Source organism: Faecalicatena sp., from assembly GCF_058819085.1.
In genome coordinates, this window is sequence record NZ_JBZUUL010000004.1 from 125,066 (window position 1) to 149,870 (window position 24,805).

23 protein-coding genes are annotated in these 24,805 nt (G+C 46.4%); 9 read left to right on the top strand and 14 right to left on the bottom strand.

Going from position 1 to position 24,805, the window contains the following annotated elements; genetic code table 11:
* Nucleotides 1-206: 206 nt before the first annotated feature.
* The 8 genes from AC4OGX_RS02645 to AC4OGX_RS02680 form a co-directional block, all read right to left on the bottom strand.
* Nucleotides 207-1,262, bottom strand: coding sequence for an AlbA family DNA-binding domain-containing protein (locus AC4OGX_RS02645; RefSeq protein WP_493328266.1), 1,056 nt, complete (start codon nucleotides 1,260-1,262; stop codon nucleotides 207-209).
* 38 nt (nucleotides 1,263-1,300) lie between these two features.
* Nucleotides 1,301-2,008 carry an acyl-[acyl-carrier-protein] thioesterase gene (locus tag AC4OGX_RS02650; protein WP_493328267.1) on the bottom strand — a complete coding sequence of 236 codons (708 nt, stop codon included), beginning with the start codon at nucleotides 2,006-2,008 and terminating at the stop codon, nucleotides 1,301-1,303.
* 108 nt (nucleotides 2,009-2,116) lie between these two features.
* Nucleotides 2,117-3,304, bottom strand: a complete 1,188-nt coding sequence (locus AC4OGX_RS02655; RefSeq protein WP_493328268.1) for a cation diffusion facilitator family transporter — start codon at nucleotides 3,302-3,304, stop codon at nucleotides 2,117-2,119.
* A 68-nt stretch (nucleotides 3,305-3,372) separates the two neighbouring features.
* Nucleotides 3,373-4,014 (bottom strand): stage II sporulation protein R, encoded by a 642-nt coding sequence (gene spoIIR, locus AC4OGX_RS02660; protein WP_493328269.1) that lies wholly within the window; start codon nucleotides 4,012-4,014, stop codon nucleotides 3,373-3,375.
* 131 nt (nucleotides 4,015-4,145) lie between these two features.
* Nucleotides 4,146-4,823, bottom strand: a complete 678-nt coding sequence (locus AC4OGX_RS02665; RefSeq protein WP_493328270.1) for a GntR family transcriptional regulator — start codon at nucleotides 4,821-4,823, stop codon at nucleotides 4,146-4,148.
* Nucleotides 4,813-5,769, bottom strand: a complete 957-nt coding sequence (gene ispE / locus AC4OGX_RS02670; RefSeq protein ID WP_493328271.1) for a 4-(cytidine 5'-diphospho)-2-C-methyl-D-erythritol kinase — start codon at nucleotides 5,767-5,769, stop codon at nucleotides 4,813-4,815. Before ispE ends, AC4OGX_RS02665 begins: the two co-directional genes overlap by 11 nt.
* A gap of 182 nt (nucleotides 5,770-5,951) precedes the next feature.
* Entirely contained in the window at nucleotides 5,952-7,511 is a 1,560-nt protein-coding gene (locus AC4OGX_RS02675; protein ID WP_493328272.1) for a DUF3794 and LysM peptidoglycan-binding domain-containing protein, read from the bottom strand.
* 12 nt (nucleotides 7,512-7,523) lie between these two features.
* Nucleotides 7,524-8,000: a protease complex subunit PrcB family protein gene (locus AC4OGX_RS02680; protein ID WP_493328273.1), complete on the bottom strand. Its 477-nt coding sequence runs from the start codon at nucleotides 7,998-8,000 to the stop codon at nucleotides 7,524-7,526.
* Between the two features lie 320 nt (nucleotides 8,001-8,320).
* Between AC4OGX_RS02680 and AC4OGX_RS02685 the strand changes: the two genes are divergently transcribed.
* Nucleotides 8,321-9,055, top strand: coding sequence for a lysophospholipid acyltransferase family protein (locus AC4OGX_RS02685; protein ID WP_493328275.1), 735 nt, complete (start codon nucleotides 8,321-8,323; stop codon nucleotides 9,053-9,055).
* Between the two features lie 114 nt (nucleotides 9,056-9,169).
* On the opposite strand, the gene AC4OGX_RS02690 is transcribed toward AC4OGX_RS02685, so the two are convergent.
* Both AC4OGX_RS02690 and AC4OGX_RS02695 read right to left on the bottom strand, forming a co-directional pair.
* On the bottom strand, nucleotides 9,170-9,697 hold the full coding sequence (locus tag AC4OGX_RS02690) for a putative immunity protein (protein WP_493328276.1): 528 nt from the start codon (nucleotides 9,695-9,697) through the stop codon (nucleotides 9,170-9,172).
* Between the two features lie 193 nt (nucleotides 9,698-9,890).
* Nucleotides 9,891-10,169, bottom strand: coding sequence for a hypothetical protein (locus AC4OGX_RS02695; RefSeq protein ID WP_493328277.1), 279 nt, complete (start codon nucleotides 10,167-10,169; stop codon nucleotides 9,891-9,893).
* A gap of 220 nt (nucleotides 10,170-10,389) precedes the next feature.
* On the opposite strand from AC4OGX_RS02695, the gene AC4OGX_RS02700 reads away from it, so the two are divergent.
* From AC4OGX_RS02700 to AC4OGX_RS02725, 6 genes are read left to right on the top strand one after another with little or no spacing between them, the layout of a single operon-like run.
* The gene (locus tag AC4OGX_RS02700) at nucleotides 10,390-11,838 is read left to right on the top strand and encodes a nicotinate phosphoribosyltransferase (protein WP_493328278.1); all 1,449 of its coding nucleotides are present in this window, start codon (nucleotides 10,390-10,392) and stop codon (nucleotides 11,836-11,838) included.
* Nucleotides 11,839-11,854: 16 nt separating this feature from the next.
* Nucleotides 11,855-12,913, top strand: a complete 1,059-nt coding sequence (locus tag AC4OGX_RS02705) for a D-alanine--D-alanine ligase family protein (RefSeq protein WP_493328279.1) — start codon at nucleotides 11,855-11,857, stop codon at nucleotides 12,911-12,913.
* A gap of 9 nt (nucleotides 12,914-12,922) precedes the next feature.
* Complete coding sequence (locus AC4OGX_RS02710) at nucleotides 12,923-14,293, top strand: UDP-N-acetylmuramoyl-tripeptide--D-alanyl-D-alanine ligase (RefSeq protein ID WP_493328280.1); 1,371 nt, start codon at nucleotides 12,923-12,925, stop codon at nucleotides 14,291-14,293.
* 2 nt (nucleotides 14,294-14,295) lie between these two features.
* A complete protein-coding gene (locus AC4OGX_RS02715; protein ID WP_493328281.1) occupies nucleotides 14,296-15,108 on the top strand; it encodes a Cof-type HAD-IIB family hydrolase in 813 nt (270 codons plus the stop codon).
* Nucleotides 15,109-15,121: 13 nt separating this feature from the next.
* Complete coding sequence (locus AC4OGX_RS02720) at nucleotides 15,122-15,469, top strand: Hpt domain-containing protein (RefSeq protein ID WP_493328282.1); 348 nt, start codon at nucleotides 15,122-15,124, stop codon at nucleotides 15,467-15,469.
* A 12-nt stretch (nucleotides 15,470-15,481) separates the two neighbouring features.
* Nucleotides 15,482-17,560, top strand: coding sequence for a GGDEF/HDGYP domain-containing response regulator (locus tag AC4OGX_RS02725; RefSeq protein ID WP_493328283.1), 2,079 nt, complete (start codon nucleotides 15,482-15,484; stop codon nucleotides 17,558-17,560).
* Here AC4OGX_RS02725 and AC4OGX_RS02730 read toward each other — a convergent pair.
* Nucleotides 17,499-18,425, bottom strand: coding sequence for a DMT family transporter (locus tag AC4OGX_RS02730; RefSeq protein ID WP_493328284.1), 927 nt, complete (start codon nucleotides 18,423-18,425; stop codon nucleotides 17,499-17,501). The genes AC4OGX_RS02725 and AC4OGX_RS02730 overlap by 62 nt on opposite strands.
* A gap of 322 nt (nucleotides 18,426-18,747) precedes the next feature.
* Here AC4OGX_RS02730 and AC4OGX_RS02735 point away from each other — a divergent pair, with 322 nt between their 5' ends.
* Together AC4OGX_RS02735 and AC4OGX_RS02740 are read left to right on the top strand one after the other, a co-directional pair.
* Complete coding sequence (locus tag AC4OGX_RS02735) at nucleotides 18,748-19,017, top strand: hypothetical protein (protein ID WP_493328285.1); 270 nt, start codon at nucleotides 18,748-18,750, stop codon at nucleotides 19,015-19,017.
* Between the two features lie 26 nt (nucleotides 19,018-19,043).
* Nucleotides 19,044-20,654, top strand: a complete 1,611-nt coding sequence (locus tag AC4OGX_RS02740) for a sensor domain-containing diguanylate cyclase (protein ID WP_493328287.1) — start codon at nucleotides 19,044-19,046, stop codon at nucleotides 20,652-20,654.
* A 184-nt stretch (nucleotides 20,655-20,838) separates the two neighbouring features.
* Here AC4OGX_RS02740 and AC4OGX_RS02745 read toward each other — a convergent pair whose 3' ends face one another.
* The 3 genes from AC4OGX_RS02745 to pfkB all read right to left on the bottom strand — a co-directional run bounded on the left by AC4OGX_RS02745 (nucleotide 20,839) and on the right by pfkB (nucleotide 24,521).
* Nucleotides 20,839-21,579, bottom strand: a complete 741-nt coding sequence (locus AC4OGX_RS02745) for a DeoR/GlpR family DNA-binding transcription regulator (protein ID WP_493328288.1) — start codon at nucleotides 21,577-21,579, stop codon at nucleotides 20,839-20,841.
* A gap of 111 nt (nucleotides 21,580-21,690) precedes the next feature.
* Complete coding sequence (locus AC4OGX_RS02750) at nucleotides 21,691-23,601, bottom strand: PTS fructose transporter subunit IIABC (RefSeq protein WP_493328289.1); 1,911 nt, start codon at nucleotides 23,599-23,601, stop codon at nucleotides 21,691-21,693.
* Nucleotides 23,602-23,615: 14 nt separating this feature from the next.
* Complete coding sequence (gene pfkB / locus AC4OGX_RS02755; RefSeq protein WP_493328290.1) at nucleotides 23,616-24,521, bottom strand: 1-phosphofructokinase; 906 nt, start codon at nucleotides 24,519-24,521, stop codon at nucleotides 23,616-23,618.
* Nucleotides 24,522-24,805: the final 284 nt, after the last annotated feature.

Here is a 24,805-nt window from a genome sequence, read left to right on the forward strand (position 1 = left end):
AATTGTAGAAATTGTTGTAGAGTTGTCATGGGGGTCAGACCCCTTTGCAAAGGGGTCTGACCCCCATGACAATTTCAAAACAACTCCTACAATATGATTAACGTAACTCCATAGTAAAATGTGCGGCTTATGATTGAAAAAAGCAGCGGAATTCATAAAGAAATATTACTTCCCTCCGATTCCGCTGCTATACTGTTCATGTATTTTTATTTTTTTACTAACCTGCACCTTTTGGTTTTATTCTTTCCTGTGCGTACATCTCCTGGATTTTCCATAATAATACAATCAGGCTCTTTTCTAACAACAATGCCTCTCCCTGTATAATAATCTGTATTAATCAAACAGTTTGCCAAAGCTTCTCGTAAAGCTTTGTGTACCGGAGTATCATCAATCCTTGACCCACCTTCGATCCTGAAAGGGACTTTTATATCTTTAATCAATTTATTATAGACCCTAAAATAAAACTCAAATAAATTACCATTCCATTCTCCTGAACTGGATTGTAATCTATCGGTCCAGCGTATCTTAGGATCAAGCATTTCCCGAAAATCCAGAAAGTATTCCGGGAACTCTCTGACGATCAGATATTCTTCTCCAAACATCAATAATCCTGCCGCTGTTGGATGAAGTTGCCCATCCTCTTTTGAAATTCCGGCCGCCCCCAGCCTTTCTAAATATTTTTCGTCATCTAATTTTTCCCACGGGTGCCCTGGTTTATAAGCCATATGTCTATTACGGTATCCACGGATTGTATCATAGTCCAAATCTTTAAGCGTAATACTGTCCAGTACCTTCATATCGGCAGTCTCTTCTGGCTGATCGCGAAGCATTGCCAGCACTTCATTCCTCGTACAGAGATAATCTCCCTCCCAATTTCTGCGATAAGTACCAGTAAATAAGTCATGATTGATATAAACCGGCTTTTGGTCCCGCCTGGCTTTCGGAACATTAATAACCATAATGACTCCGCCCGTCTCTTCATATATCTTAACATCATCATCACGAAGAAGATTGATACTTACCTTCCTTCTATTATTTAACAGATCCCAGAATTCCTTTAAAAGTTTAGCCGGATTCTCCAAACCTGTAGTTCTAAAACTTCCATCTGAGTTTTCTGCCACTCCTAAAATTATAACACCGCCATAACAGTTTGCAAAAGAGGAGTATGTTTCCCAAAGACTTGCTGGAAGTCCGCCCTTGGCCTTTTTGACTTCTCTTCTATTGTCTTCTCGATATTCATCAAATTTAGATATATCAAACACCTTTTTCCCTCCTTTTATCCATTATAAATATCCCTGCTTTATTCTCCTTTCAGTTCGATCACCGCATACGGTTTTCCCTCCGCATCGCACAGTTCCACAACTGTCCGCTCAGCCTCATACGCAGCTTTTGGATAGATCACATCCCCCAGCACCGCTGATTTCTTATACTCCACCCGCAGCTGATGTATTTTCAGATTCTCCGGCAGGATTTCCAGAGCCATCTGGACATACTGGCAGTTATTCACATGTTCATTTGTATCGATATGATATTTCCGTACAGGGAATGACGGAAGGCTCTCACTCGTTTCAGGAAGCTTTATCTTGCGCCCCTCATACTCCATCTCAAGAGGCGGCTCTGCCCCATATGGCACAATGTCCTCCTCACTGGGTCTTGTCGGCCTCCCTTTCTCCGTATCCATAAACACCCAGATGGAATTAGCATAAGCAATGCGATTCCCCTGCGCGTCATCCATGATAAAATTCCGGTCGCCATAGAGTCCCTTGAACCCGCTTGCGAATGTCCCTACAGTGATCTGCTCCCCCATTTCCGGGAAACGCTCCACCACAACCTGCCAATAGGAAAGAATCCATGCCTTTTTCCGCTTCTTTAGTACTTCCAGCCCCAGACCGATGTCTTCTGACTGAAAGGTACTGCAGTCCTGGAAATAGTTAATTAACCCCGGCAGGGTGAGTGTCCCTCTGTGGTCAATCTCGCTGTATCTTACTCTACTGTCAAATGAATACATGTTTTATCCTTCTTTCCTTTATATGTTCTGTTTCGGTCACTCTCCTGATACAATGTATTGATCATATACATGTACTGATCATATACCTATACCGATCAGATTCGTGGCTTAGTCCTCGTCCTTATTTGCCATAAAACTATGTTCTATCGTAATCACGCACCGATAGCGGTAATCCGTTTCACGAAGTACAGCTGCCAGTTTTTCATGAAGTTCGCGTTTCCGTTCATCACTGTATGCAATAGGCACCACCATATCAAAGATCAGATTGATCTGCTCCTGACCTTCCACCACACGGAAATCATGAATGCTGCAATTTTCATCCAAGCCCTTAAGCGCCCCCTCTACCTGGGTACGAAGCCTCAACACTGCTTCATTCTCTGTCTCGATCGGGTCCATGTGGACAACGAGAAAGATCCCCAGTTCTTCAACTGCATCACGTTCTATCCTGTCGATGATCTCATGTGAGATCTCAATATTTACATTGTTGGGAACCTCTGCATGAATGGAGGCCATGCTCCTGTTCGGGCCGTAATCGTGTACGATCAAGTCGTGTGTACCTTCGATCCCGTCGTATTTTTCAACAAACCTTTTAATCTTTGTGTAAAGATCCGGGTCAACAGCCTCACCGATCAAAGGCTCCAGTGTATCCTTAGCGATTCCCACACCGGCCCACATGACTACCAGGGCAACCCCTACTCCTACGAAGCCATCAATGTTAATACCTGTTAACGCAAAAAATACAACAGACAGGATCGTCGCTCCCGTTGTGATCACATCTCCCATAGAATCTGTAAATACCGCCATCATAACCTTGGAATCGATCTTCTGCCCTAATTTTCTGTTAAATACCCCCAGCCATAGTTTTACGGCTATGGACAAAAGCAGAATGATTACAGACATCAGCTGGAAGTTTAATGTTTCAGGGTTTCTGATCTTTCCCAAGGAATCCTTCAGAAAAGTAAATCCCACCTCCAGCACCAAAAATGCCACCACCAAAGCGGCTATGTACTCCATCCGTCCATGTCCAAAGGGATGATTCTCATCAGCCGGCTTGCTTGCCATTTTCACCCCAATAAAACTAATGATGGATGAGCCGGCATCCGACAGATTGTTAAACGCATCCGCCATGACTGCAACACTGTGCAGCACAAGCCCGATCACAAATTTTACTACAAATAATAAGACATTACAAAAGATGCCCACCATACTGGATAACACTCCATAAGCTGTACGCACGGACACCTTTTCTACATGCTCGTAATCTTTTACAAAACATTTCACCAAAAATTCAGTCATTTTCCCCTCCGTCTGATTCCCGAAGTTCTTTTATCCACATATCCGGCTGTTTATCCACAGCCAGGATCTTATTTTAAGTTCTCCAGAAAATACCATTTTATCTTAAAGTCTGACTGTGCCGTAACCTGGGAGTACTCTTCCTCAGTCAGCACACTTTTTAATTCCTTTTTCCCTTCTTCCGGTACCACAGCATTTGCAGCATCTAAAAAACAGAGATTCGGATACAGGACACACCACCAGTTATGGCCTTTCGCTGCACCGATCTCCACACGCAGCGCTTCATAATTTCCAGCCGGAAAAGTTACATCCCCATATGTTTTTTCCGGAAAATAACAGGTCGTCACTGCAGCGCTTACCGGGTAGTCTTGTCCCTCTTTTTCAATGACCGCTGCGGCTACATTCTCCAGTTCGTCCGTATGCCTGCGCATCCAGTCCTTAGTCCTATCTACGTCCAGGCCCTTGGGCAGCGTCTTTTCCAAATATGCGATCACCTGATCCTTCACCCTCATCTTGAGCGCCTGATCCCCTTCGCTGTCGCTGTTTGCCAGAATATGAAAGCGCAGCACCTCCGATGCCAAATGTTCCTGCGTCTCAGCCTGAACCGACAGCTGCATACGCCAGCTAAAAACCCCTGTGATGATAGTTGCGATCATGACCGCCAGAATCAAAATGATCCTGTTGGCATGCTTTTCTATATATGTTCTGTCCATATGTATATTCCTCCATTCAGATGCTTTTTGTTATATATGGAGTATTGACAGAACTTTTTGTTTTATACAAACTGGGGAGGATTTCAAAGGGGTCTGACCCCTTTGCTCTCCATTGTCAGAATATTCTCATTTTATTCATCTTTATGGCGCAGTATATCAATGACAGCCTCGACTTGGTTGTCGATGTGCTGGCTTGTAATACTGGCGGCTTTATCCCGTTCTCTGTTTTCAATAGCACGGATGATATCCTGGTGCTCTGCCAGGAGTTTTGGATGCCATTCCTTTTGTTTCAGGTATTCTACCCGGTAGCGGTACATCTGCTCACGCAGGTTATTCAGAAGCTGGATCAGCCTTTGATTGTCCGTTGCAAGGTAGATGATATCGTGAAATGCCACATCCGCCTCCGCGATCTTGGTGATATCCTCACTATCCAATACGGCTTCGAAACCTTTTGCGGCTTTCTTTAGATTTTCTATTCCTTCCTTGTCAATCCGGTCGCAGGCCAGACGGACCGCAAGCTCTTCCAACGCGCCTCTTACCTCAAGAACATCCCTGAGATTCTTTTCTGTGATCTCTGCCACCTCTGCACCTTTTCTTGGAATCATGAGAACTAAGCCCTCCAATTCCAATTTACGGATTGCTTCACGGATCGGAGTGCGGCTCACCCCCAGCTTATTGGCGAGCTGAATTTCCATAAGCCGCTCGCCGGGCTTTAGCTCCCCCCGCAGGATGGCTTGTCTCAATGTATTAAACACAACATCTCTCAGGGGAAGGTATTCATTCATTGTCACTTCGAATTTAGGCTCCATATTCGTTCCTCCTTGCCCCGTGAATATTGGTCACATACACCTGCTTTGCCAATGCCTTTTCACGGATCTTCTCCTGTGCTTTTCTTGCCTGCGCCTTATTTTCAAACAATCCGAATACAGTCGGGCCGCTGCCGCTCATCATCGCATTCAACGCCCCTTCCTCTTTCATTGCATTTTTAATTTCTTCTATTACAGGATACATTGGGATTGTCACGTCCTCCAGTACATTTCCCATTGCGGCTGCAATCCTGCGCAGACTGCCTTTCTCAAGTCCCTCCAGAAGTGCATCGATGTCAGGATGACTGACGATCTCTTTAGAATCCAGCGCCTCATATACCACCTTTGTAGACACGCTGATGGCCGGCTTGGCAACCAGCACTGTACATTTTGGCATCGCAGGAAGCACCGTCAATTCTTCCCCGATCCCTTCCGCCAAAACGGTCCCGCGCATGATGCAGTAAGGCACGTCAGCTCCCAGCTTCACGCCTCTTTCCATCAATTCCTTTTGGGACAGTCCGAGGCCGAACATTTTGTTCATACCAAACAGGACAGCGGCGGCATTGGAACTGCCGCCCGCCATACCTGCTGCCACCGGAATGTGTTTATCCAGTGTAATCATAACCCCCTCATCGATCTGAAATTCTTCGATCAACATTGCTGCCGCCTTATATGCGATATTATTTTCATCCGTGGGTAAAAAATACAGATTTGTCTTCACTTCAATCCCCGGATCCTTCGTCCGCTCAATTTTTACATCGTCATATAAATAGATAGACTGCATTACCATGCGTACATCATGATAGCCATTCTCTCTTCTTCCAAGTACATCCAATCCAAGATTAATTTTTGCAAGTGCCTTTAATTCTATCCTCTTCCGGGTTCCTCTAAGCGCCTGCCCATCAGAAGGTTGTGCAGATTTTGCTGCACTCTCAGGTAGCCGTTTCATCCTTTGTCCTCCTTTGTATCTTGTATACATTATACCCACAGTATAACCACATTTTTCTTAAAAATCAATCTTTTCCCTCCTGTTTTGCACTACTTTCAATGCTTTAGCTTATGTTTCCCTTTCAGGTGCACACAATCACAAATATTGGGCTGTGCAGACCTTCTATATTATAGTGTGCTTCATTATAGTATACTCATATTTTCCTTAAAGATCAGAAGTTTATCTCCCGCCTTAATTGAATCACTTTCCAGCTCGTTAATTTCTTTAATCCCTTCTATTGTTGTCATATAATTTTTTGCCAGATTCCAGAGCTCATCCCCATCTTTTACGATATATCCGACGATTCCCGGCCGACGCTCCATTTCTTCCATAGAAATAGGGGTCAATTCCACATTCGTGATCACCTGCATCGGCACCGGTTTGCGCATAAAGGTGTCAAAGGCCAGCACCGCTTTTACTTCCACAGCTTCACTGCCTGCCAGGTTAACAGAAAGCTGTTCCACATGATAGGAAATATTATAACGGACATCCTCAGACATTCCCGGGCATTCCAGCAGATAGGAAAATGGGACCATTCCCTGCCAGCCGCCAAATGGCATCGTGTCATCTGCTCTCAGATACAGGAAGGAAATATGAAGGATGCCCTCGATCTGGATTCCCTCTGAGGCCTGCTCCATATGTTCGATCTGCACGCTGCCCTCACTGTGGCAGATCTGCAGTACATCATCCTTTAGCTCCGGAAGGGAAAGCCTCTCCGTGACCTTACATTTGGAATAATTCTGAACAAGCAGCTCTTCATAGACCGCCTCCCTTGTTTCAAAACTACAGTTCTGCTCCAGGGAATACAGGTCCTCCAGAAGTTCCATTTCCTCTTCCATATAAATATTCATCCTCAGGTTCAGCGTCCCCTCAATGCCGAGCAGGCGCATTTCCCCATCCTCATCCATACGGATATCAACAAGCGTATCCTCCAGACTGCTGTGGACATAATAATACATCCCTTCCTCCACGCCTCCGCACTCGATCCTTCCCTCATAGGGAACCGTCTGCTCCAGCCAGTCTGTCTTCCCGTCTTCAGACAGATACATACAGAAAACGAGCAGCTCCCCTTTTAACTGCATTTCATCCTGCCCAAGGCGGATTTCCAGCTTTCTGCTGCTTACATCTGTCAGTAAAAGCTGGCCAATTCTTTCCTTCGTACCGGGCAGAGTAATCTCCTCCTTGATCCTGTAGGTATCTTTTTTTGTAGTATGCAGCTCCAGCAGATTTACCCGCTTCATTTTCTTAAAAATCGGGACCGGACTATCTATATCTACCGTTGTTTCCTCATCCTCCAGCTTCTCCCTGCCTATCTCCATCTCGACCATGGCCCGGATGCTCAGTTTCCGGGAGTGGACCAGATTAGATGTGAATTCCACCCGGATGTTCTGGATAAAATAGCTTTCCATCTCTCCCCCATCGGTATAAACCATTTCCTCAAATGGGATCTTGCCGTCCAAAACCGCCGGCTGAGGGTCTCCGGTGGCCGTCACGTAAAGGATCTGAAAATAAAGCTTCCCCGAAATGCGTATGTAATTTTCCACCAATTTGATATCTTCTATTTTTACAGTTCCGTTCCCCTGAATGATCTGCTGTACGTCTTCCTTCGCATCCGGGACATTATAATCTTCATCCAGATAGAACTGGTCAAATGTGCGTTTTCCTTCCTGTGTATAATGTACCTGCTTTTTAATCAATTCCATATGCTTCCTCCTCTAATCAAACACCACATTTTTATCAATAAATTCAAGTTTCACCACCACATAAGGATAGGTGACCACATCCTGAGTTTTCTCGCCCTTTTCAGGCCCCAGCAGATTCGTATGTATATAAACAGCATTTTCTGTTTCATAAAGCCCCGTCACTTCCACGCTGTACCCGCTCTTTTGCTGCGGCCCATATCCCTCCGCAATGTACAGATATCCCTGGTCAGCATAGGTCAGCTTAAAAGGCATATCCCGGTTTTCCAGAATTGCCGCCTTTAATTCATCCGGCACCTTCTCCTTATCCATCACTGTAAATTTCAGATCCTTAAGCTTCTCTGTTTTCTGGGGGCGGGAAACACATCCCGAAAGCATCAGGGCCATCAGACATCCTGCCAAAAATATCAGGTATCGAAGCCTTCTGCGCAGTACTCCTGCCCTTAAGACTGGTATTATGGGATTTCCAGATGGCTGTAACCTATATTCCATATCCAATCTCCGCGGTATATTCTCTCTATTATCATATTAAAAGGCAGTCCGGATTATTCTTATTACAGTCAAATCAAATGCCGGTCATTCAAAGACTGGCCGGCTGATTCATGAAACGGACAGCCCAAATAAAAAGCCGGGTTAAGTTTACCTGTATGATCTATACATGATATTTGTGCAAAATTATGCAAAATATGTCGGCTGCCTTCTCGGAAAGCTTGTCTTTTGCCGTCAGCTTTAGTATAATTGTAAAAGCGGACTGCGAGGGGTGAACCTCGTATTTTACATAAATAAATTAGTAGAAAAGAGGGTATTTCTTTATGTTTAGATTTATCTGTATCGTTATTTTCCTGGTATCGTTCCTTATACTTTCGATACCAGTATTTTTCGTGGAGTGGGTAATTGGTAAGTTCAACCGCGAAAAAAGGGACAAAAGCTCTCTTCGTATCGTCCAGTGGGCATTCAAAGTGATTTTGAAAATAACAGGTGTGAAAACAACTGTGATCGGCGAGGAAAACGTTCCGGATGAGCCAGTACTGTTTATCGGCAATCACCGCAGCTTTTTTGACATCCTGCTGACCTATTCCCGCTGCAGACGTCTGACAGGATATGTAGCGAAGAAGGAGATGGAGCATATCCCGCTTCTTTCCACCTGGATGCGCTATCTATACTGCCTTTTCCTTGACCGGGAAAATCCAAAGGAAGGACTTAAAACCATCCTGCAGGCGATCGATTATGTAAAAAAGGGAATCTCCATTTGTATTTTCCCGGAGGGCACACGCAATAAGGGGGAAGAACTAAGCATGCTTCCATTCAGGGACGGTGCTTTCAAGATTGCCACAAAGACCAACTGCGCGATTGTGCCGATTTCCATGAATAACACCTGCGCAATCTTTGAAAAGCAGTTTCCAAAGATTAAAAGGGTACATGTGATCATTGAATATGGAAAGCCCATCTACCCGGATCAGCTGGAAAAAGAAGAGAAAAAACATATCGGGAATTATGTCCAGAATATCATTCAGGAGACCATTCAGAAAAATAAAGAATTGCTTTAAAAAATCCCAGGTAAAAGACAATAACGTCTGATACCTGGGGTTTTCTTCTGATAGGGGTATTGATTTGAGAATATTCTGAAAATGGACTGCAAAGGGGTCTGACCCCTTTGCAGTTCAACAGTTCCATTTCACTTTAACAGGATTCACTTCATCCGCTACCGCTGCCCTTTTCAAGGACTCATAGGCCTTTTTAAATTCCTCTTTTGCCAGCTGGTCATATATTTCCCTGGACTCACTCGTCCCTGCCTGGCTGTATGCAGTGGCTGCTGCACCGTAAAAAATAAACCCGAGCGCATTCGTCGGTGTCTGCACAGTACCGCAGGCGGTGGAAACAGCCCTGGCTGCGGCCTGTCCAGCCGGACTCTCAACGGCATCCCGGGCACTTATGCCAGCCTCCTTTAAGATGGGTTTGATCTCACTGAGCTTTTTATTCCCTGCCAGATATTCCTCACAGGCCGATACTGCAACCGCCAGTCTATTATCCCCAGGAAATTCTCTTTCATAAATCCCGAGATAATTCTCTTTTGCATAACCAACAGCCCACGCTGCCAGTGTGTTCTTATTCTGTGTTTCAATCAAATGCATAAGGGCAAGGCATTCTTCTGAATCCACATCTCCCAGCATTTTTCTTAACTTTGGCATACCTAAACTCCTTTACTATTTCTATATATTCTATTTCTTTCTAATTCTTGAAAAAGTATCTGTTTCCCCAATACTTCAACAAACTTAACTTATATCAGTGAAAACCGGAGATTCACCTCTGATAAGGGCGTTAATTTGAGAATATTCTGAAAACGGACCGCAAAAGGGTCTGACCCCTTTGCTGACCCCTTTGCTACCGTCCGCCCCGCATATCCACCCCCTTGATCACTTCCCACGCAGCATCGTATTCTTCTTTTTTCACATAGATAATATACTCATCTTCAAACTCCAGCTTCCCGCCCAGAGTTCCCGTATAGGCTCTCACCCCGGGGCCTATCGGCGGTGCGCTCTTCTGGTTCACGACCTTGATCTGATAATCAATATGGTTCTGCACCAGGATGTCGCGTATCTCTGACTGTACTCTCATATCAAATGTACTGATAAGCTCTTTTCGGTTCAACATTGTTATCATGTTTTTTCTCCTTCGAAATCCTTCAAAATGTATCCCTTCTGTTACCCTCATTTTAACATCCCCTGGTGGGAAAGTCATCAAAACATGAACCGGAAATCTCGCTAAAAAGCCGGATTCGCGATTTGGGGGGCTTTCACGATCTTTTTATTTGTGCTATACTGTTCCAGTATATATGTTTTACACAAATGAGTATATATGTTTACACAAAAAGGAGATTATTATGAGTGCGCAGAATCTTACATTGCTGACAGACCTGTATGAGCTGACGATGATGCAGGGCTATTTTGAAACTCAGGAAAACGAAACTGTTGTATTCGACGTGTTCTTCCGCGAGAACCCCAACAAAAGCGGGTACTCTGTCATGGCGGGTGTAGAGCAGGTGATCGAATATATTAAAAATCTAAACTTCTCTTATGAAGATGTAGACTACTTGAGAGGCCTCGGCATTTTCAGCGAAGACTTCCTGCATTACCTGAGCGGCTTCCATTTCAGCGGAAGCATCTATGCGATCCCGGAAGGGACCGTGATCTTCCCAAAGGAACCGCTTGTGAAGGTAATCGCACCGATTATGGAAGCACAGCTTATCGAGACTGCGATTTTAAATATCATCAACCACCAGAGCCTGATCGCGACCAAGACCTCACGTGTTGTTTTTGCAGCCCAGGGTGACGGGATCATGGAGTTCGGACTTAGACGCGCCCAGGGACCGGACGCCGGGCTTTATGGTGCCCGAGCCGCGATTATCGGCGGCTGTGTCGGGACCTCCAATGTCCTGGCCGGAAAACTGTTCGATGTCCCTGTCATGGGAACCCATGCCCACAGCTGGATCATGAGTTTTAAGGACGAATATACCGCATTTAAAGAATATGCAAATCTTTACCCGGATGCATGCACCCTTCTGGTGGACACATATGACACTCTGAAATCAGGTGTTCCGAATGCGATCCGTGTATTCCAGGAGATGCGCGATGCCGGAATCAAGCCGAAGTCCTACGGGATCCGTTTGGACAGCGGAGACCTTGCCTACCTTTCCAAACAGGCACGGAAGATGCTGGATGCCGCAGGATTCACGGACGCTGTTATCGCCGCCTCCAATGACCTGGATGAGATGCTGATCCACGATTTAAAGATGCAGGGCGCTGCGATCACCTCCTGGGGTGTGGGCACCAACCTGATCACATCCAAGGACTGTCCGTCCTTCGGCGGAGTGTACAAGCTTGCCGCCATTCAGAACGAGGATGGGGAATTTGTTCCAAAGATCAAGATCTCAGAGAATACAGAGAAGATCACAAATCCAGGAAACAAGACAATCTACCGCGTATATGATAAAGAGACCGGTAAGATCCGTGCAGACCTGATCTGCTTTGCAAACGAGACTTACGACACCTCTGAGGAGCTTTTACTCTTCGATCCGAATGCAACCTGGAAAAAAACAAGGCTTGCAGGCGGAACATACACCATGCGCGAGATCTTAAAACCGATCTTCATCAACGGCGAATGCAAATATCAGTCCCCGTCTGTCATGGAGATTGCCGAATACTGCAAGCGTGAAAAAGAAACGCTCTGGGATGAGACCAAGCGTCTTTTCTATCCTCACCGGGTATATGTGGACCTGTCCCAGAAGCTTTACGATACAAAAGCAAGATTATTGGATGAAATGAGTAGATAAAAGGAGATTTTTTGTTATGAGAATTATTGTTTTAGCCGGAGGGCTCAGTACAGAGCGTGATGTTTCCCTTTCCTCAAGTGCCGGTATCTGTAAGACACTGCTGGAAAAAGGACATGATGTTTTCCTGTTGGATGTGTTCCTCGGTTTTCCATATGACAAGGATAAATTAGATGAGGTGTTCACCCTGCCGGGCCACGGGCTTGAGCTTGCGAAAAACATCAGCACTTCGGAACCAGATATTGAGGCTGTCAAAGCCTCCCGCCCGGATCAGTCCGATTGTTTCCTTGGACCGAACGTCATTGAACTTTGCCGTATGGCAGATATTACCTTCCTCGGCCTGCACGGCGGCGAAGGCGAGAATGGTAAGCTTCAGGCTACCTTCGATCTGCTGGGCATCAAGTATACCGGACCAGATTCCCTGGGCTGCGCGGTTGCCATGGACAAAGGCTTCACCAAACAGGTATTTTTGCAGACCGGGATTGACACTCCTGCAGGCGTGTGCCTCCACAAGAAGCAGAAGGAACAGTCTCTAAAAGACCTTGGTCTGACCCTTCCGCTCGTTATAAAGCCCTGTTCCGGAGGATCCAGCATCGGAGTCTATATTGTAAAAACAGAAGAAGAATACGAGGATGCCTTAAAGAAATCCTTCTGCTACGAGGATGAGGTCGTGATCGAGGATTATATCAAGGGGCGCGAGTTTGCCTGCGGTGTCATCGACGGCAAGGCGCTTCCTCCGATCGAGATCATCCCCAAGACCGGATTCTTTGACTATGCCAATAAATATCAGGATGGAGCTACCGATGAGGTCTGCCCTGCTGACATCAGTAAGGAGATCTCAGAACGTATGATGGAACTGACCGTGAAAGCATTCCATGCATTAAAGCTGAATGTTTACAGCCGGGCTGATTTCCTGCTGGATGATAATGGGAACCTGTACTGCCTGGAAATGAACACCCTTCCCGGAATGACTGCCGCCAGCCTTCTTCCAAAGGAAGCAAAAGCTGTGGGCATTGAATACGGGGATCTGTGTGAACTGATCATAAAGAAATCACTGGAAGCAAGATACCAGAAATAGGAGTACGCCATGAGAAATATGACATTAAAAGAGATCGCCGTTGCCTGCGGAGGTATTTATTACGGCGATGAGGAAAGTTATTATAAAGAAGTCACAAGTGTGACCATTGACAGCCGCAAGATCGAAAAGGACTGCCTTTTCATTGCAATCAGAGGCGCCCGGGTGGACGGACATATGTTTATCCCGCAGTCCATCCATGATGGGGCACTCTGTGCCATCTCTGAGAAGCGCATCGAAAGTGCCTCCTACCCTTATATCATGGTCAATTCCTGTGTCCAGGCATTAAAGGACATTGCAGAGCATTACCGCCGTTCCCTGCATATCAAGGTGGTCGGGATCTCCGGCAGCGTGGGGAAGACGAGTACGAAGGAAATGATCGCCTCAGTGCTGGGCCAGAAATACAGCGTTCTGAAAACAGAGGGGAATTTTAATAATGAGATCGGGCTCCCTCTGACCATCTTCAACATCCGTGAAGAGCATGAGATAGCCGTGCTGGAAATGGGCATCAGCGACTTTGGTGAGATGGAACGCCTGGCTAAGATGGCAAGGCCTGACATCTGTGTGATCACCAATATCGGATGCGCACACCTGGAACAGCTGAGATCCCGTGAAGGTATCCTGAAAGCCAAGACAGAAATGTTCCTGTATATGAACCCGGAAGGAAACATCATCCTGAACGGAGACGATGACATGCTCTCTACCGTGACTCCTGCCAACCGGATCGATCCGATCTTCTTTGGACTTGACCCTGGCTGCAGATATTATGCAGAACACATAGAGAATAAGGGGCTGAAAGGAACCTCCGCCCTTTTCTGTACACCGGACTCTGAATTTTATGCCCATATTTCCATTCCCGGCGCACACATGGTATATAATGCACTTGCGGCAATCGCCGTGGGCCGTGTACTTGGAATGAATGATGAGGAGATCAAACGAGGCATCGAAGCATTAGTTCCCCTGGCAGGACGCAACAATCTGATCGAGACAGAGCATCTGACCTTGATCGATGACTGCTATAATGCCAACCCCGCTTCCATGAAAGCTTCCCTGGATGTTCTTACAAAAGCCTCCGGGCGCACTGCAGCGATCCTGGGAGACATGTTTGAACTGGGACCAAAAGAGCTTGAAATGCATGCTGAGGTCGGAGCATATGCCGCAGAGGCCGGGATCAACGTTCTCATCTGTATCGGAGAGCTTGCCGGAGAATATGCCCGGGGAGCTGCCGCAAAAGAGACTGGAATGGAGATCTACCATTTTCAGACAAAGGCGGAATTCCTGGAAAAGGTTGATTCGATCATAAAAGATCAAGACACCATTTTAATAAAGGCTTCTCATGGGATGGAATTTCCTGAACTCGTGGAAGCGTTGAAAACGAGGTAATTATGGAATACGAAATGCTGGTTCTGGATTTGGACGGTACACTGACCAATTCCGAGAAAAAAATTACGCCTCCTACCAAGGAAGCATTGATTGAAATCCAAAAAGAAGGGAAAAAGGTCGTGCTGGCAAGCGGACGCCCGATCAACGGTGTGCTGCCGCTTGCAAAGGAGCTTCGGCTTGATGAATATGGAAGCTATATCCTGTCCTTTAACGGTGCACGTATCACTCAGTGCTCCGACGGACAGGTCATCTATAATAAGACACTGCCCAGGGATGTCCTTAAGCCGGTTTACGATATTGTGAGTTCCTATCCCGGACTGGATATCCTGACTTACGAGGGGCCTGATATCCTGTCTGGTATTGCCTGCAATGAGTATACTCAAAAGGAATCTTACATAAACAAAATGCCTGTTGTACAGATAGATGATTTTATCGGACACCTGACATTTCCGGTCAATAAGCTTCTGGTAACCGGAGATCCCTTAATCATAGAAAAAGCCATGGAAGTCTTGAAGAAGCATTTCCATCAGCTGCTGAACATCTATCGGTCAGAACCCTATTTTCTGGAGATCATGCCCCAGAATATTGATAAGGCATATTCTCTGCAGAAGCTGTTGAACAGCATCGGACTGACTGCGGACCAGATGATCTGCTGCGGGGATGGCTACAACGATCTGTCCATGATCGAATATGCCGGGCTGGGTGTGGCAATGGAGAATGCACAGCCCATCGTAAAGGACAGTGCGGATTTTATTACGCGTTCAAATGATGAGGATGGGATCCTATATGTAATCGAAAAATTTATGAAAGATTAATGGTAATTATGAAATGAACGTTCAAGATTTTTATGAAGCAATTGGCGTCAGCTATGACACAGTATTAAGGAGACTGCGCAGAGAAGCACTCATTCAAAAGTACCTGATGATGTTTCTGCAGGATGAAAATTTCGCCCTCCTTGCTGATGCCTGGGAGCATGGTGATCATGAGCAGATGTTCAGAGCCATCCATACCATCAAAGGGATGGCTCTGAATCTGGAGCTTAAGCCTCTTGCCGAGGCTGCATCCGATTTGACGGAGCAACTGAGGAACGGTACCCCGAAGGATAATACAATAGTAGATGAGAGATATGAAAAAGTCATGACCGAATATACAGCCATCCGTAATCTGCTACAATAAAGGAGCATGTAAATGGAAAACACGGTACAAAAGAAGACGATTCTGATCGTAGATGACGCGGAGCTAAACCGTTGTGTACTGACAGATATCCTGCAGGAGGATTATCACATTGTAGAAGCCTGTAACGGAAAGGAAGCTATTGAGATCCTGAAAAAGAATGATGCTTCCATATCTCTGATCTTATTGGATCTGCTGATGCCCGAAATGACCGGATTTGATGTCCTCGCGATCATGCAGAAGAACCATTGGCACGAAACCATCCCGGTTGTCATTATTTCTTCTGAAAATTCGCCTGAATATATTGAAAAGGGCTATGAATTCGGCGTCGTAGACTATATCAGCCGGCCTTTTGATCCCATTATCGTCACACAGCGTGTGAAGAATACCATTCTTCTGTACTCCAAGCAGAAGGAGCTGGAATCCCTGGTCAAAGAACAGGTCATCGAAAAGGAAAGCAATAATGCACTTATGATCAATATCCTGAGTACGATCGTTGAATTTCGCAACGGGGAATCAGGCCTGCATGTCATACGCATCCGGATCATCACAGAGATCCTCATGGAAGCCTTACGCAAACGCTATCGGGAATATAATATGGCGGAATCCCACATCGCATTGATCTCCAACGCAGCTGCCCTTCATGATATCGGAAAGATCGAGATTCCCGAGGAGATCCTGAATAAACCGGGGAAGCTGACAAACGAAGAATTTGAGATCATGAAGACTCACTCAGCGCTCGGGGCGGGGATGCTGGATAACTTAAGATTCGGCAATGATGAAGAACTGGTCACCTATGCACGGCAGATCTGCCGGTGGCATCACGAACGCTGGGACGGCAATGGATATCCGGATCACCTCAAAGGGGATGAGATCCCGATCGCCGCACAGATCGTCTCCCTGGCGGATGTATATGATGCACTCGTAAGCGAGCGGGTCTACAAGCCGGCCTACTCTCATGAAAAAGCAATAGAGATGATCTTAAACGGGGAATGCGGAGTATTTAACCCGAAGCTGATCCAGTGCCTTGAGGAGGTTTCCAGCCATCTGGACGAAGCTGTAAGGCTGAGAAGTAAAGATCCCGGGCATCTGTTCGACGTCAATCAGCTGTCACAGGAGCTTGTACAGAAAAAGGGTGTGAAATTATCCGATAAGACACTTTTTCTCCTGGAACAGGAACGCACAAAATACCAATTCCTTACTTCCATATCAGATAATGTTTTGTTTGAGTATGATTTCAACACAGATACGGTCACCTTTTCCGACCGCTGTCATGCAGAGTTCAGCATTCCCAGCATTGTCACAGATTTCTTAACGAAAGGAAATCTGCATGGCATCGTTGAGAAAAAAGCCTTTGAGACTTTAAAGGAACAAGTTTTTTCTGCCCTTCCTGAATCTCCGACTTTTCAGACAAAGCTGCTTATGTCCAAGGCGGACGGTTCCAAGGAATGGTATGAGATCATCGGCCGTACCCTGTGGGCTTTCGACAGCCAGAAGGATCAGCTTTACAGCTGTATCGGGCGGATTTCTAATATCCACATGCAGACTATAGAGGAGAAACGGCTGGAAGAGCTTGCACAGAAGGACTCTCTGACTAACCTGTATAATCAGGTCTCCGGGAAGAAGCTGATCACGCAGATCCTGGAAAGCCAGCAGAGCGCGCCGGGTATCATGATCCTGTTTGACCTGGATGATTTTAAAGATCTGAACGATAAAAACGGCCACCTGTTTGGTGACCAGATACTCAAGCATGTTGCCAGGCTGACTGAAAACAATATCCGCAGGATGGATATCGCCGCCAGGGTGGGCGGCAACAAATTCCTGATCTATCTTAGGGAGGCCGTCTCCGAAGAAGTCACCCTGATATACTGCCGTATGCTTTCTCTGGCATTGAAGCAGAGTTATCAGGATTCCGAGTATACGATCAGCATCGGTGCCGCGGCTTTTCCGCAGTCAGGCATGACTTTTGATGAATTATATTCCCATGCAGGCCAGGCGTTATATGCCTCCAAGCAAAACGGCAAGAACTGCTTTACACTCTATCGCCCAGATGGTTCGATGCACTGCGCTTTTCAGGGAGCTGCGCAAGAATAATAGCAGCAAACACAAGCAGACAGCCGAATAATTCTTTGGGTGAAAGAGTTTCGTGTATCACTATCCAGCCAGTGAGGGCCGCAAATACGGATTCCAGGCTCAGAATCAGGGAAGCCACCGTGGGATCCGTATTTTTTTGTGCAATGATCTGCAGTGTGTAAGCAACACCGCAGGATAACACTCCGGCATAAAAAAGCGGTGCATAAGCTGCTGCCACCGCAGCCAGGGTGGGTCTCTCAAAAAGAAGCATAGGAATCGCACAGAGCACTCCGGAAATCCAGAACTGGATACAGGAGAGCTTTACTCCGTCCACCTTCGGAGAAAAATAATCGATGATCAAAATATGCAGGGAAAAAATGAAGGCACAGATCACCACCAGAAAATCCCCATAGGAAATAAAGAAGCCTTCCTTAATGCACAAAAAATACATCCCGATCACAGCCAGGCCTACTCCTGCCCAGGTCTTGATCCCTACCTTTTTCCCCAGGAACAGACCTAAAACGGGCACGATCAGAATGTAAAGTGCTGTAATGAATCCGGCCTTTCCTGCACTGGTATAGACAAGGCCGATCTGCTGCAGAGAACTGGCTGCAGCCAGAGCGATACCACAGCAGATCCCGCCGATGAACAGGGTCTTCTTATTCTTTTGCTCCTCCTTATCATTGTTCTGTGTATCACCGGATGCTTTTTTTCTCCCCATATACCAGATGACAGGCAGAAGTACAAGACCCCCCAGCAGACATCTAAGGGAATTAAAGGTAAAGGGGCCGATATAATCCATTCCCACGCTCTGTGCCACAAAAGCGCTCCCCCAGATCAATGCCGTCAGGACAAGCATACCATCATTTTTCAATTTTGCATTCATTTCTCATTCCATCCTTTTGTTCTTATGTAATCTTTTTTGTAATGTCAAGTATAGCATTTTCCCGGGCTGTTTTCCAGAGTGGAAAAGGTTACTATTTACTATTCCTCTCCTGCCCGCATTGACGTTATGCTAAGGAGTATTGTATAATAAAGACGAGTGAAAACCTAATACAGCACAGCTGTCTGGACCTTTCTTTACAGACAGGAATACCTGCTGTTGATACTGATGCATCATATGACGAATACGGCCTGTCCTTCCGGCCTCATCTTATGGTGTATGAGTCCTAAATTTAGTACTTTACAAATAGAAAGCAGGTGATATTATGCCATATAAACGTGGTGATACATGTTTTATTTTAGAGGACAACCCAAAACCGACGCAGGTAAAAGTTGTCAGCAAGCAGGGGACCACTTACATCGTCCAGTTGATCGGCTCATGCGGCGCTATGAAACTCAGTGAAGACAGATTATTCGCAACTCCAGAAGAAGCAGAAGCAAGCAGGAAAGCTCCGAAAGCATCCGTAAGTGTACAGCTTTCCGAGACGAACGGAAAACCGAACGTAATAGAAATACAGCATATGTTCAAAAAATAACAAAATCGCTTTCAGGAGGGCGGGGTATGAAAACAGGCACGAGACGCAGACAACATATAGGGTATGGAGCAGTATTTTTAATCGTCAATATCATAGCGGTATTGATCATTTACAGGAAGGAAACCTCATATATCAGCAAAGGCCTGAATTCCCATACGGAACTATCCATGGACAAGACAGAGGATGTCATGGACAACTATACCCACTCCTTTCAGTTATTTTCCTATCTGCTGTCACGGGAGCTTAGCAATCATCCCGATCCCGACTATATCTGGGATTATCTAAAGACCGTCGACTCCAAGATGTTAGAGATCGAAGGGGATACATATGATGGTCTTTACATGTATTATAAGGGGCGTTATCTCTATAGCTGGGATACTCCTTATTCCCAGTATGAAAGCACCGGCTATGTTGCGACAGAGCGGCCGTGGTACAAAGCTGCAAAAGAGGGAGCAGGCGAGATCGTCTTTACTCCGCCTTACATGAGTTATGCGAACCATTATATCCTGTCAACGATATCACAGCTGCAGCCCGATTCGGAGACGGTATTCGCCTACGATATCAAGATGGGGGATATCCAGAATCTGGTCACGACTCTCAAGACCTATGATCAGGAGCAGATGATGATCTTCGACAATAACGGGACCGTCATCGGCAGTACAAACGAGAATTATCTGGGCGGAATACTTTATAACACCCTGGAGGAGACTGCCGCTGCCTTAAAAGACGCACAGGATGCCTATGCCAATGCCGGTGACATTTCCAAGACTGAGAAAGAAAAGCTAAAAGAACAGATGGATTCACTGGAAGCTTTCTATTCTTTCCAGCAGGAATTTGACCAGGAATTTTCTGAGCTGACAAAGAATCCGGAAAAAGTCGTAAAAATGAAGCTCAATAACAAAGGTTATTATGGATATCTCTTAAATGGTGAGGATTATCATGTTCTTGTTCTTGTTCCCGTCCTCTCCATGTTGAAAGATACCGTTCAGGTCTGGCTCATCCCGCTTCTGATCCTGGAGCTGCTTTTAATCTATATTCTGGGCCGTATCATAAAGAGCCAGAGAAACAAAGAGCTGCATGAGGCATATGTGGAACTAGGGCAGACCCAGAAGCGTCTGGAGATCGCACTGTCAGCTGCACAAAAGGCTGCTGCTATAGACGACCTCACCGGACTGATGAACGTTGCCTCCTTCCAAAAAGGGGTCACAGAAATCTTAAACTCCATGGAGCATGACGAGAACGGAATCCTCCTCATGATCGATGGAGACCATTTTAAAGCAGTGAACGACAACTATGGTCATTCAGTAGGCGATGAGGTCATCAAGCTGTCCGCACAGATGATCGTCGGACGTATCAGAACCATTGACCTTGCCTCCCGGCTGCACGGAGATGAATTCGCCATTTTTGTCTCTAAGACAGCTGATTACGCGGTTGCTCAGAGAATCATGGAGGATATCAACCATACCTTGGCAGAAGAGGCCCAAAAGCGCAGCCTTCCGGCTATCACGCTTTCCTCCGGTGCCATTATTGCCCGGCATGGTGATCATTATACGACTCTGGCCAAAAAGGCAGACGAGGCTTTATATGAAGCCAAACAGACTCACGATGGCGGATTTGCAAGCGTCAGGCAGATGTGATACGGTCTAACGGATGTCATATGCCCTGCTCTTTTGCGAACGCGGACATTTTCATCGTGCTTCACCGCCTCATTTATGAGGTTCACATAAAACAAAAATCGTACCTCCTGGAGATTCTTGATTTCCATCAGGTACGATTTTTATTGTTATCTTTTAAAAATACGGAAAGTAATACTTCGTTTCCTTAAACAACAATGACATTCTCACAGTCCCCATATCCTTCCACCCGGCTCTCGGTAATAATTCCTGCCTCCTTAAAATCCGTAAAGGTCACTGCACTGACCCTGCCAAACTTCGAGGAATCCCCCAATATATACCGCTCCCGGCACTGCTCCATGGCCGCCCTTTTGATCAATGCCTCATTGGCATCCGGGGTGGTAAAGCCTGCCTTCCTGCTGATCCCGTTGGTTCCAAAAAAACCTTTCGTAAAATGGTAATTTTTTAAAGTGAGCATCGCCTGATTTCCTACGACTGCCTCCGTAGAGGCCTTAAGCTCCCCCCCCACAAGAAACACTCTAAGCCCTGCCGCCGCAAGCGCCTGGGCGTGAGCTACAGCATTGGTCACAAAGACCGCCTCCGACTTCGCCAGATACTCCAGCATACATCCTGTTGTAGTCCCTGCATCCAGATATACAAAATCCTCGGCACACACCAGAGAAGCTGCATATTGGGCGATCCTCTTTTTTTCTTCCTTATGTACATCCACCTTCTGCGCTACGGTTGGCTCTTCCGTCATCAATGTATGGTCCGCAGCGATGGCCCCTCCAAATACTTTTACCAGCTTTCCTGCCTGGTGCAGTGCTGTAATGTCCCTGCGCACAGTTGATTCGGAAGTATGCATCAGTTCTTTCACCTCTGACACCGTAATACTTTTCTTTTCCTCTAAAAGCTTTAATATCACTTCATATCTCTGTTCTGTCAACATCTCTTTTCTCTCCTTCCAAATCTGCCTTGATGATGCACGAAAAAGACCCTTTCGGATCTTTTTACGTGTACCCCGGATTCTCCTGTGTAGAGGGTCTGATTCTTTATTAGGCTATGCTCTTTTTTTCTTAAAGAGTCCAAGCAGCATGGCTGATATCACAGTACCCGCCACCAGTGCAGCCAGATACATCAGCGCATTTCCCACAACCGGGAATACGAAGATCCCTCCATGGGGTGCCATCAGCGTACAGTGAAACAGCATGGACAGCGCGCCTGCCGCGCCGGAGCCAATGATACATGCCGGAAGGACATGAAGCGGGTCGGAAGCGGCAAAAGGAATCGCACCCTCTGTGATAAATGCCAGACCCATGATAAAATTAGTCGGTCCTGTCTGGCGTTCTTCTTTTGTAAACCGGTTCTTGAACAGCATGGTTGCCAGAGCGATCGCACACGGAGGTGTCATACCGCCTACCATTACTGCTGCCATTATATCATAGTTTCCTGCTGCAATGGAAGCCGTTCCGAATACATATGCCGCCTTATTGAAAGGACCGCCCATATCGATCGCCATCATGCCGCCAAGAACAAGTCCCAATACCACTTTACTCGTACCGCCCATATGGTTCAATGCCTGGTTCAGACCTGTATTGATGCCACCCATGATCGGCTCTACTACGAAATTCATGGCAAGCCCCATGACCAGAATCCCGACTACCGGATAGATCAGTACAGGAGCAACCTTTTCCAGGGCATCCGGGAGTTTATCACAGAGCTTACGCAGTCCGACGATCAGATACCCTGCCATAAACCCGGCTGCCAGAGCCCCCAAAAATCCTGACTTTCCGCCTGCCGCAAGCATTCCGCCCACAAAGCCTACCGCAAGTGCGGGTCTGTCCCCGATAGCCATCGCGATAAAACCAGCCAGGACCGGCAGCATGAATCCAAACGCAGTATCACCGATCGCCTTGAATAATGCCGCAGTCTCTGTAATGGAACCAAAATTTGCTCTCTGGTCTGCAGGAAGCGCATTGATATCCACACTTAATCCATCGATCAAAAAAGCAATTGCGATCAGGATACCACCGCCCACGACAAAGGGCAGCATATGGGAAACCCCATTCATCAGCTGTGTATAGATACGGTGTCCCACTCCCCCGCTTTTGCTGCTCTCTGCCTTCACTGCCTGCGCGTTTGCTGAATGGTAGACCGGCACACTGCCTGCCATTGCTGTCTCGATCAGCTGGTCCGCTTTGCTGATTCCATCGGAAACCTGGCAGATGATCACCTTTTTCCCGTCAAAACGGTCCATCGGAACCTGCGCATCTGCTGCTACAATGATACAGTCTGCCTCCTCGATCTCTTTCTCGCCCAGAACATTCTTGGCCCCGCCGGAACCTCTTGTTTCTATTTTCACAAAACAGCCCTTCGCTTTTGCTGCCTTTTCGATCCCCTCTGCTGCCATATAGGTATGTGCGATCCCCGTGGGGCATGACGTTACCGCCAGGATCTTCACCTGTGCAGCCTCTGCTTCTCCTGTATCCGAAAGCCGCTCATCAATGTCACTTTTTTCATCATCTGCCTTGTCTATGATCTCAAGAAATTGTTCCACTGTGCGGGCATTTCTTAAAGAACCAGAAAACTCCTCATCCATCATCAGGACCGAAAGCTTACTTAATACATCTAAATGTACATTATCCTTCGTATTGGGTGCTGCGATCAGGAAGATCAGAGTCACAGGTGCACCATCAAGGGAATCAAAATCCACCCCATCCCTCACAACCATGGCAGCCAGCCCTGGTTTGGATACTGCATCCCCTTTTCCATGAGGAATGGCGATCCCTTCCCCGATCCCGGTCGTGCTTTCTTCCTCTCTGGCATAAACCTGTTCCCGGTATGCTTCCAGATCATTGATCTTGCCGCTTCGTCCCATCAGCTCCACCATCTGATCCAGTGCTTCCTTCTTGCTCTTTGGTGCACCGTCCAGGCAAATACTTCTCTTATCAAGCAGATCTGTAATTCTCATATTCTATCCCCTTTCTAAACCAACGTCCTATAAATCGTCTCGATCTCTTCCTTTGTCGCCAGATATTCTGAAAAGGCACTGGCGCTGCCTGCTGCAACTCCCATACGAAATGCATGGAGATAATCCTTTTGTTCCAGCCAGCCTGCAATAAACCCGGCTACCATGGAATCACCCGCGCCGACCCCATTGACCAGTCTTCCCTTTGGAGCCGGGGACAAAAAGACCTGTCCGTCCTCCGCGATCAGAACCGCCCCTTCTCCGGCCATCGAGATAAGCACATTGCGCGCGCCCTTTTCCCTCAGCATCTTCCCGTACAAAACCACTTGTTCACGGGTTGTCAGTTCCACGCCAAAAAGCTCTCCCAGCTCGTGGTTATTCGGTTTGATGAGAAACGGATGATATTCCAGTACATTCAACAGCAGCTCCTTTGTGGCATCCACGATGACATGGACTCCTCTTCCATCCAATGCCTTCATGATCTGCCTGTATATATCATCCGGCATAGAGGAAGGAATACTTCCCGCCAGGACAAGAATATCACCTGTGCCGAGCGTCTCCAGCTTCTCCATCAAAAGCTGCACCTTTTCCCCGCTGATGTCAGGTCCCTGTCCGTTAATCTCAGTCCCTTCCACAGATTTCAGCTTTAAGTTGATCCTGGAGACTCCTTCTTCAATCTGTATAAAATCGGATCTTATCCCTGCCGCCTCTACTTCCCGGCAGATCTCCTCCCCAGTAAAACCGGCTACAAATCCAAGTGCCGTACTTTGAAGTCCAAGGTTGCCAAGTACCGTCGACACATTGATCCCTTTTCCACCCGGAAGAATCAATTCGGAGCTGGTCCGGTTGGTAAGTCCCAGACGGAAATCTTCCACGGAAACAATATAATCCAGTGACGGGTTAAAAGTTACTGTATAGATCATCACATAACCTCCTGCTTTTTTGATGTTTTTATTATATAATCATTTTCATTCAAATTCAATCAAACTAATTCACAAAATATGGATTTTATTTTTGTTTATTTTGCACGATTATGATCGAATTTGATTTATTTTGATTTTAAACTGATGCTATAAACTATTATTTTCCAGAAAGCTGAATTCAATACCTACAAATGCCAGAGGTATTGATATATTGTCACTGGGTACATGAAGGTTAAAAAAATCCTCTGATGACCGAATCAGCGGATACTGCTTTGCTTGAATTC

Excerpts from the sequence above, each read along its gene's own strand:
- AC4OGX_RS02650 (WP_493328267.1), bottom strand. The coding sequence starts at position 2,008 with ATGTATTCATTTGACAGTAGAGTAAGATACAGCGAGATTGACCACAGA.
- AC4OGX_RS02655 (WP_493328268.1), bottom strand. The coding sequence starts at position 3,304 with ATGACTGAATTTTTGGTGAAATGTTTTGTAAAAGATTACGAGCATGTA.
- AC4OGX_RS02690 (WP_493328276.1), bottom strand. The coding sequence starts at position 9,697 with ATGCCAAAGTTAAGAAAAATGCTGGGAGATGTGGATTCAGAAGAATGC.
- AC4OGX_RS02720 (WP_493328282.1), top strand. The coding sequence starts at position 15,122 with ATGAACGTTCAAGATTTTTATGAAGCAATTGGCGTCAGCTATGACACA.
- ispE (WP_493328271.1), bottom strand. The coding sequence starts at position 5,769 with ATGAAACGGCTACCTGAGAGTGCAGCAAAATCTGCACAACCTTCTGAT.
- AC4OGX_RS02740 (WP_493328287.1), top strand. The coding sequence starts at position 19,044 with ATGAAAACAGGCACGAGACGCAGACAACATATAGGGTATGGAGCAGTA.
- AC4OGX_RS02710 (WP_493328280.1), top strand. The coding sequence starts at position 12,923 with ATGAGAAATATGACATTAAAAGAGATCGCCGTTGCCTGCGGAGGTATT.
- AC4OGX_RS02735 (WP_493328285.1), top strand. The coding sequence starts at position 18,748 with ATGCCATATAAACGTGGTGATACATGTTTTATTTTAGAGGACAACCCA.
- AC4OGX_RS02750 (WP_493328289.1), bottom strand. The coding sequence starts at position 23,601 with ATGAGAATTACAGATCTGCTTGATAAGAGAAGTATTTGCCTGGACGGT.
- spoIIR (WP_493328269.1), bottom strand. The coding sequence starts at position 4,014 with ATGGACAGAACATATATAGAAAAGCATGCCAACAGGATCATTTTGATT.
- pfkB (WP_493328290.1), bottom strand. The coding sequence starts at position 24,521 with ATGATCTATACAGTAACTTTTAACCCGTCACTGGATTATATTGTTTCC.
- AC4OGX_RS02695 (WP_493328277.1), bottom strand. The coding sequence starts at position 10,169 with ATGATAACAATGTTGAACCGAAAAGAGCTTATCAGTACATTTGATATG.
- AC4OGX_RS02685 (WP_493328275.1), top strand. The coding sequence starts at position 8,321 with ATGTTTAGATTTATCTGTATCGTTATTTTCCTGGTATCGTTCCTTATA.
- AC4OGX_RS02665 (WP_493328270.1), bottom strand. The coding sequence starts at position 4,823 with ATGGAGCCTAAATTCGAAGTGACAATGAATGAATACCTTCCCCTGAGA.
- AC4OGX_RS02730 (WP_493328284.1), bottom strand. The coding sequence starts at position 18,425 with ATGAATGCAAAATTGAAAAATGATGGTATGCTTGTCCTGACGGCATTG.
- AC4OGX_RS02675 (WP_493328272.1), bottom strand. The coding sequence starts at position 7,511 with ATGGAATTGATTAAAAAGCAGGTACATTATACACAGGAAGGAAAACGC.
- AC4OGX_RS02700 (WP_493328278.1), top strand. The coding sequence starts at position 10,390 with ATGAGTGCGCAGAATCTTACATTGCTGACAGACCTGTATGAGCTGACG.
- AC4OGX_RS02705 (WP_493328279.1), top strand. The coding sequence starts at position 11,855 with ATGAGAATTATTGTTTTAGCCGGAGGGCTCAGTACAGAGCGTGATGTT.
- AC4OGX_RS02715 (WP_493328281.1), top strand. The coding sequence starts at position 14,296 with ATGGAATACGAAATGCTGGTTCTGGATTTGGACGGTACACTGACCAAT.
- AC4OGX_RS02680 (WP_493328273.1), bottom strand. The coding sequence starts at position 8,000 with ATGGAATATAGGTTACAGCCATCTGGAAATCCCATAATACCAGTCTTA.
- AC4OGX_RS02745 (WP_493328288.1), bottom strand. The coding sequence starts at position 21,579 with ATGTTGACAGAACAGAGATATGAAGTGATATTAAAGCTTTTAGAGGAA.
- AC4OGX_RS02725 (WP_493328283.1), top strand. The coding sequence starts at position 15,482 with ATGGAAAACACGGTACAAAAGAAGACGATTCTGATCGTAGATGACGCG.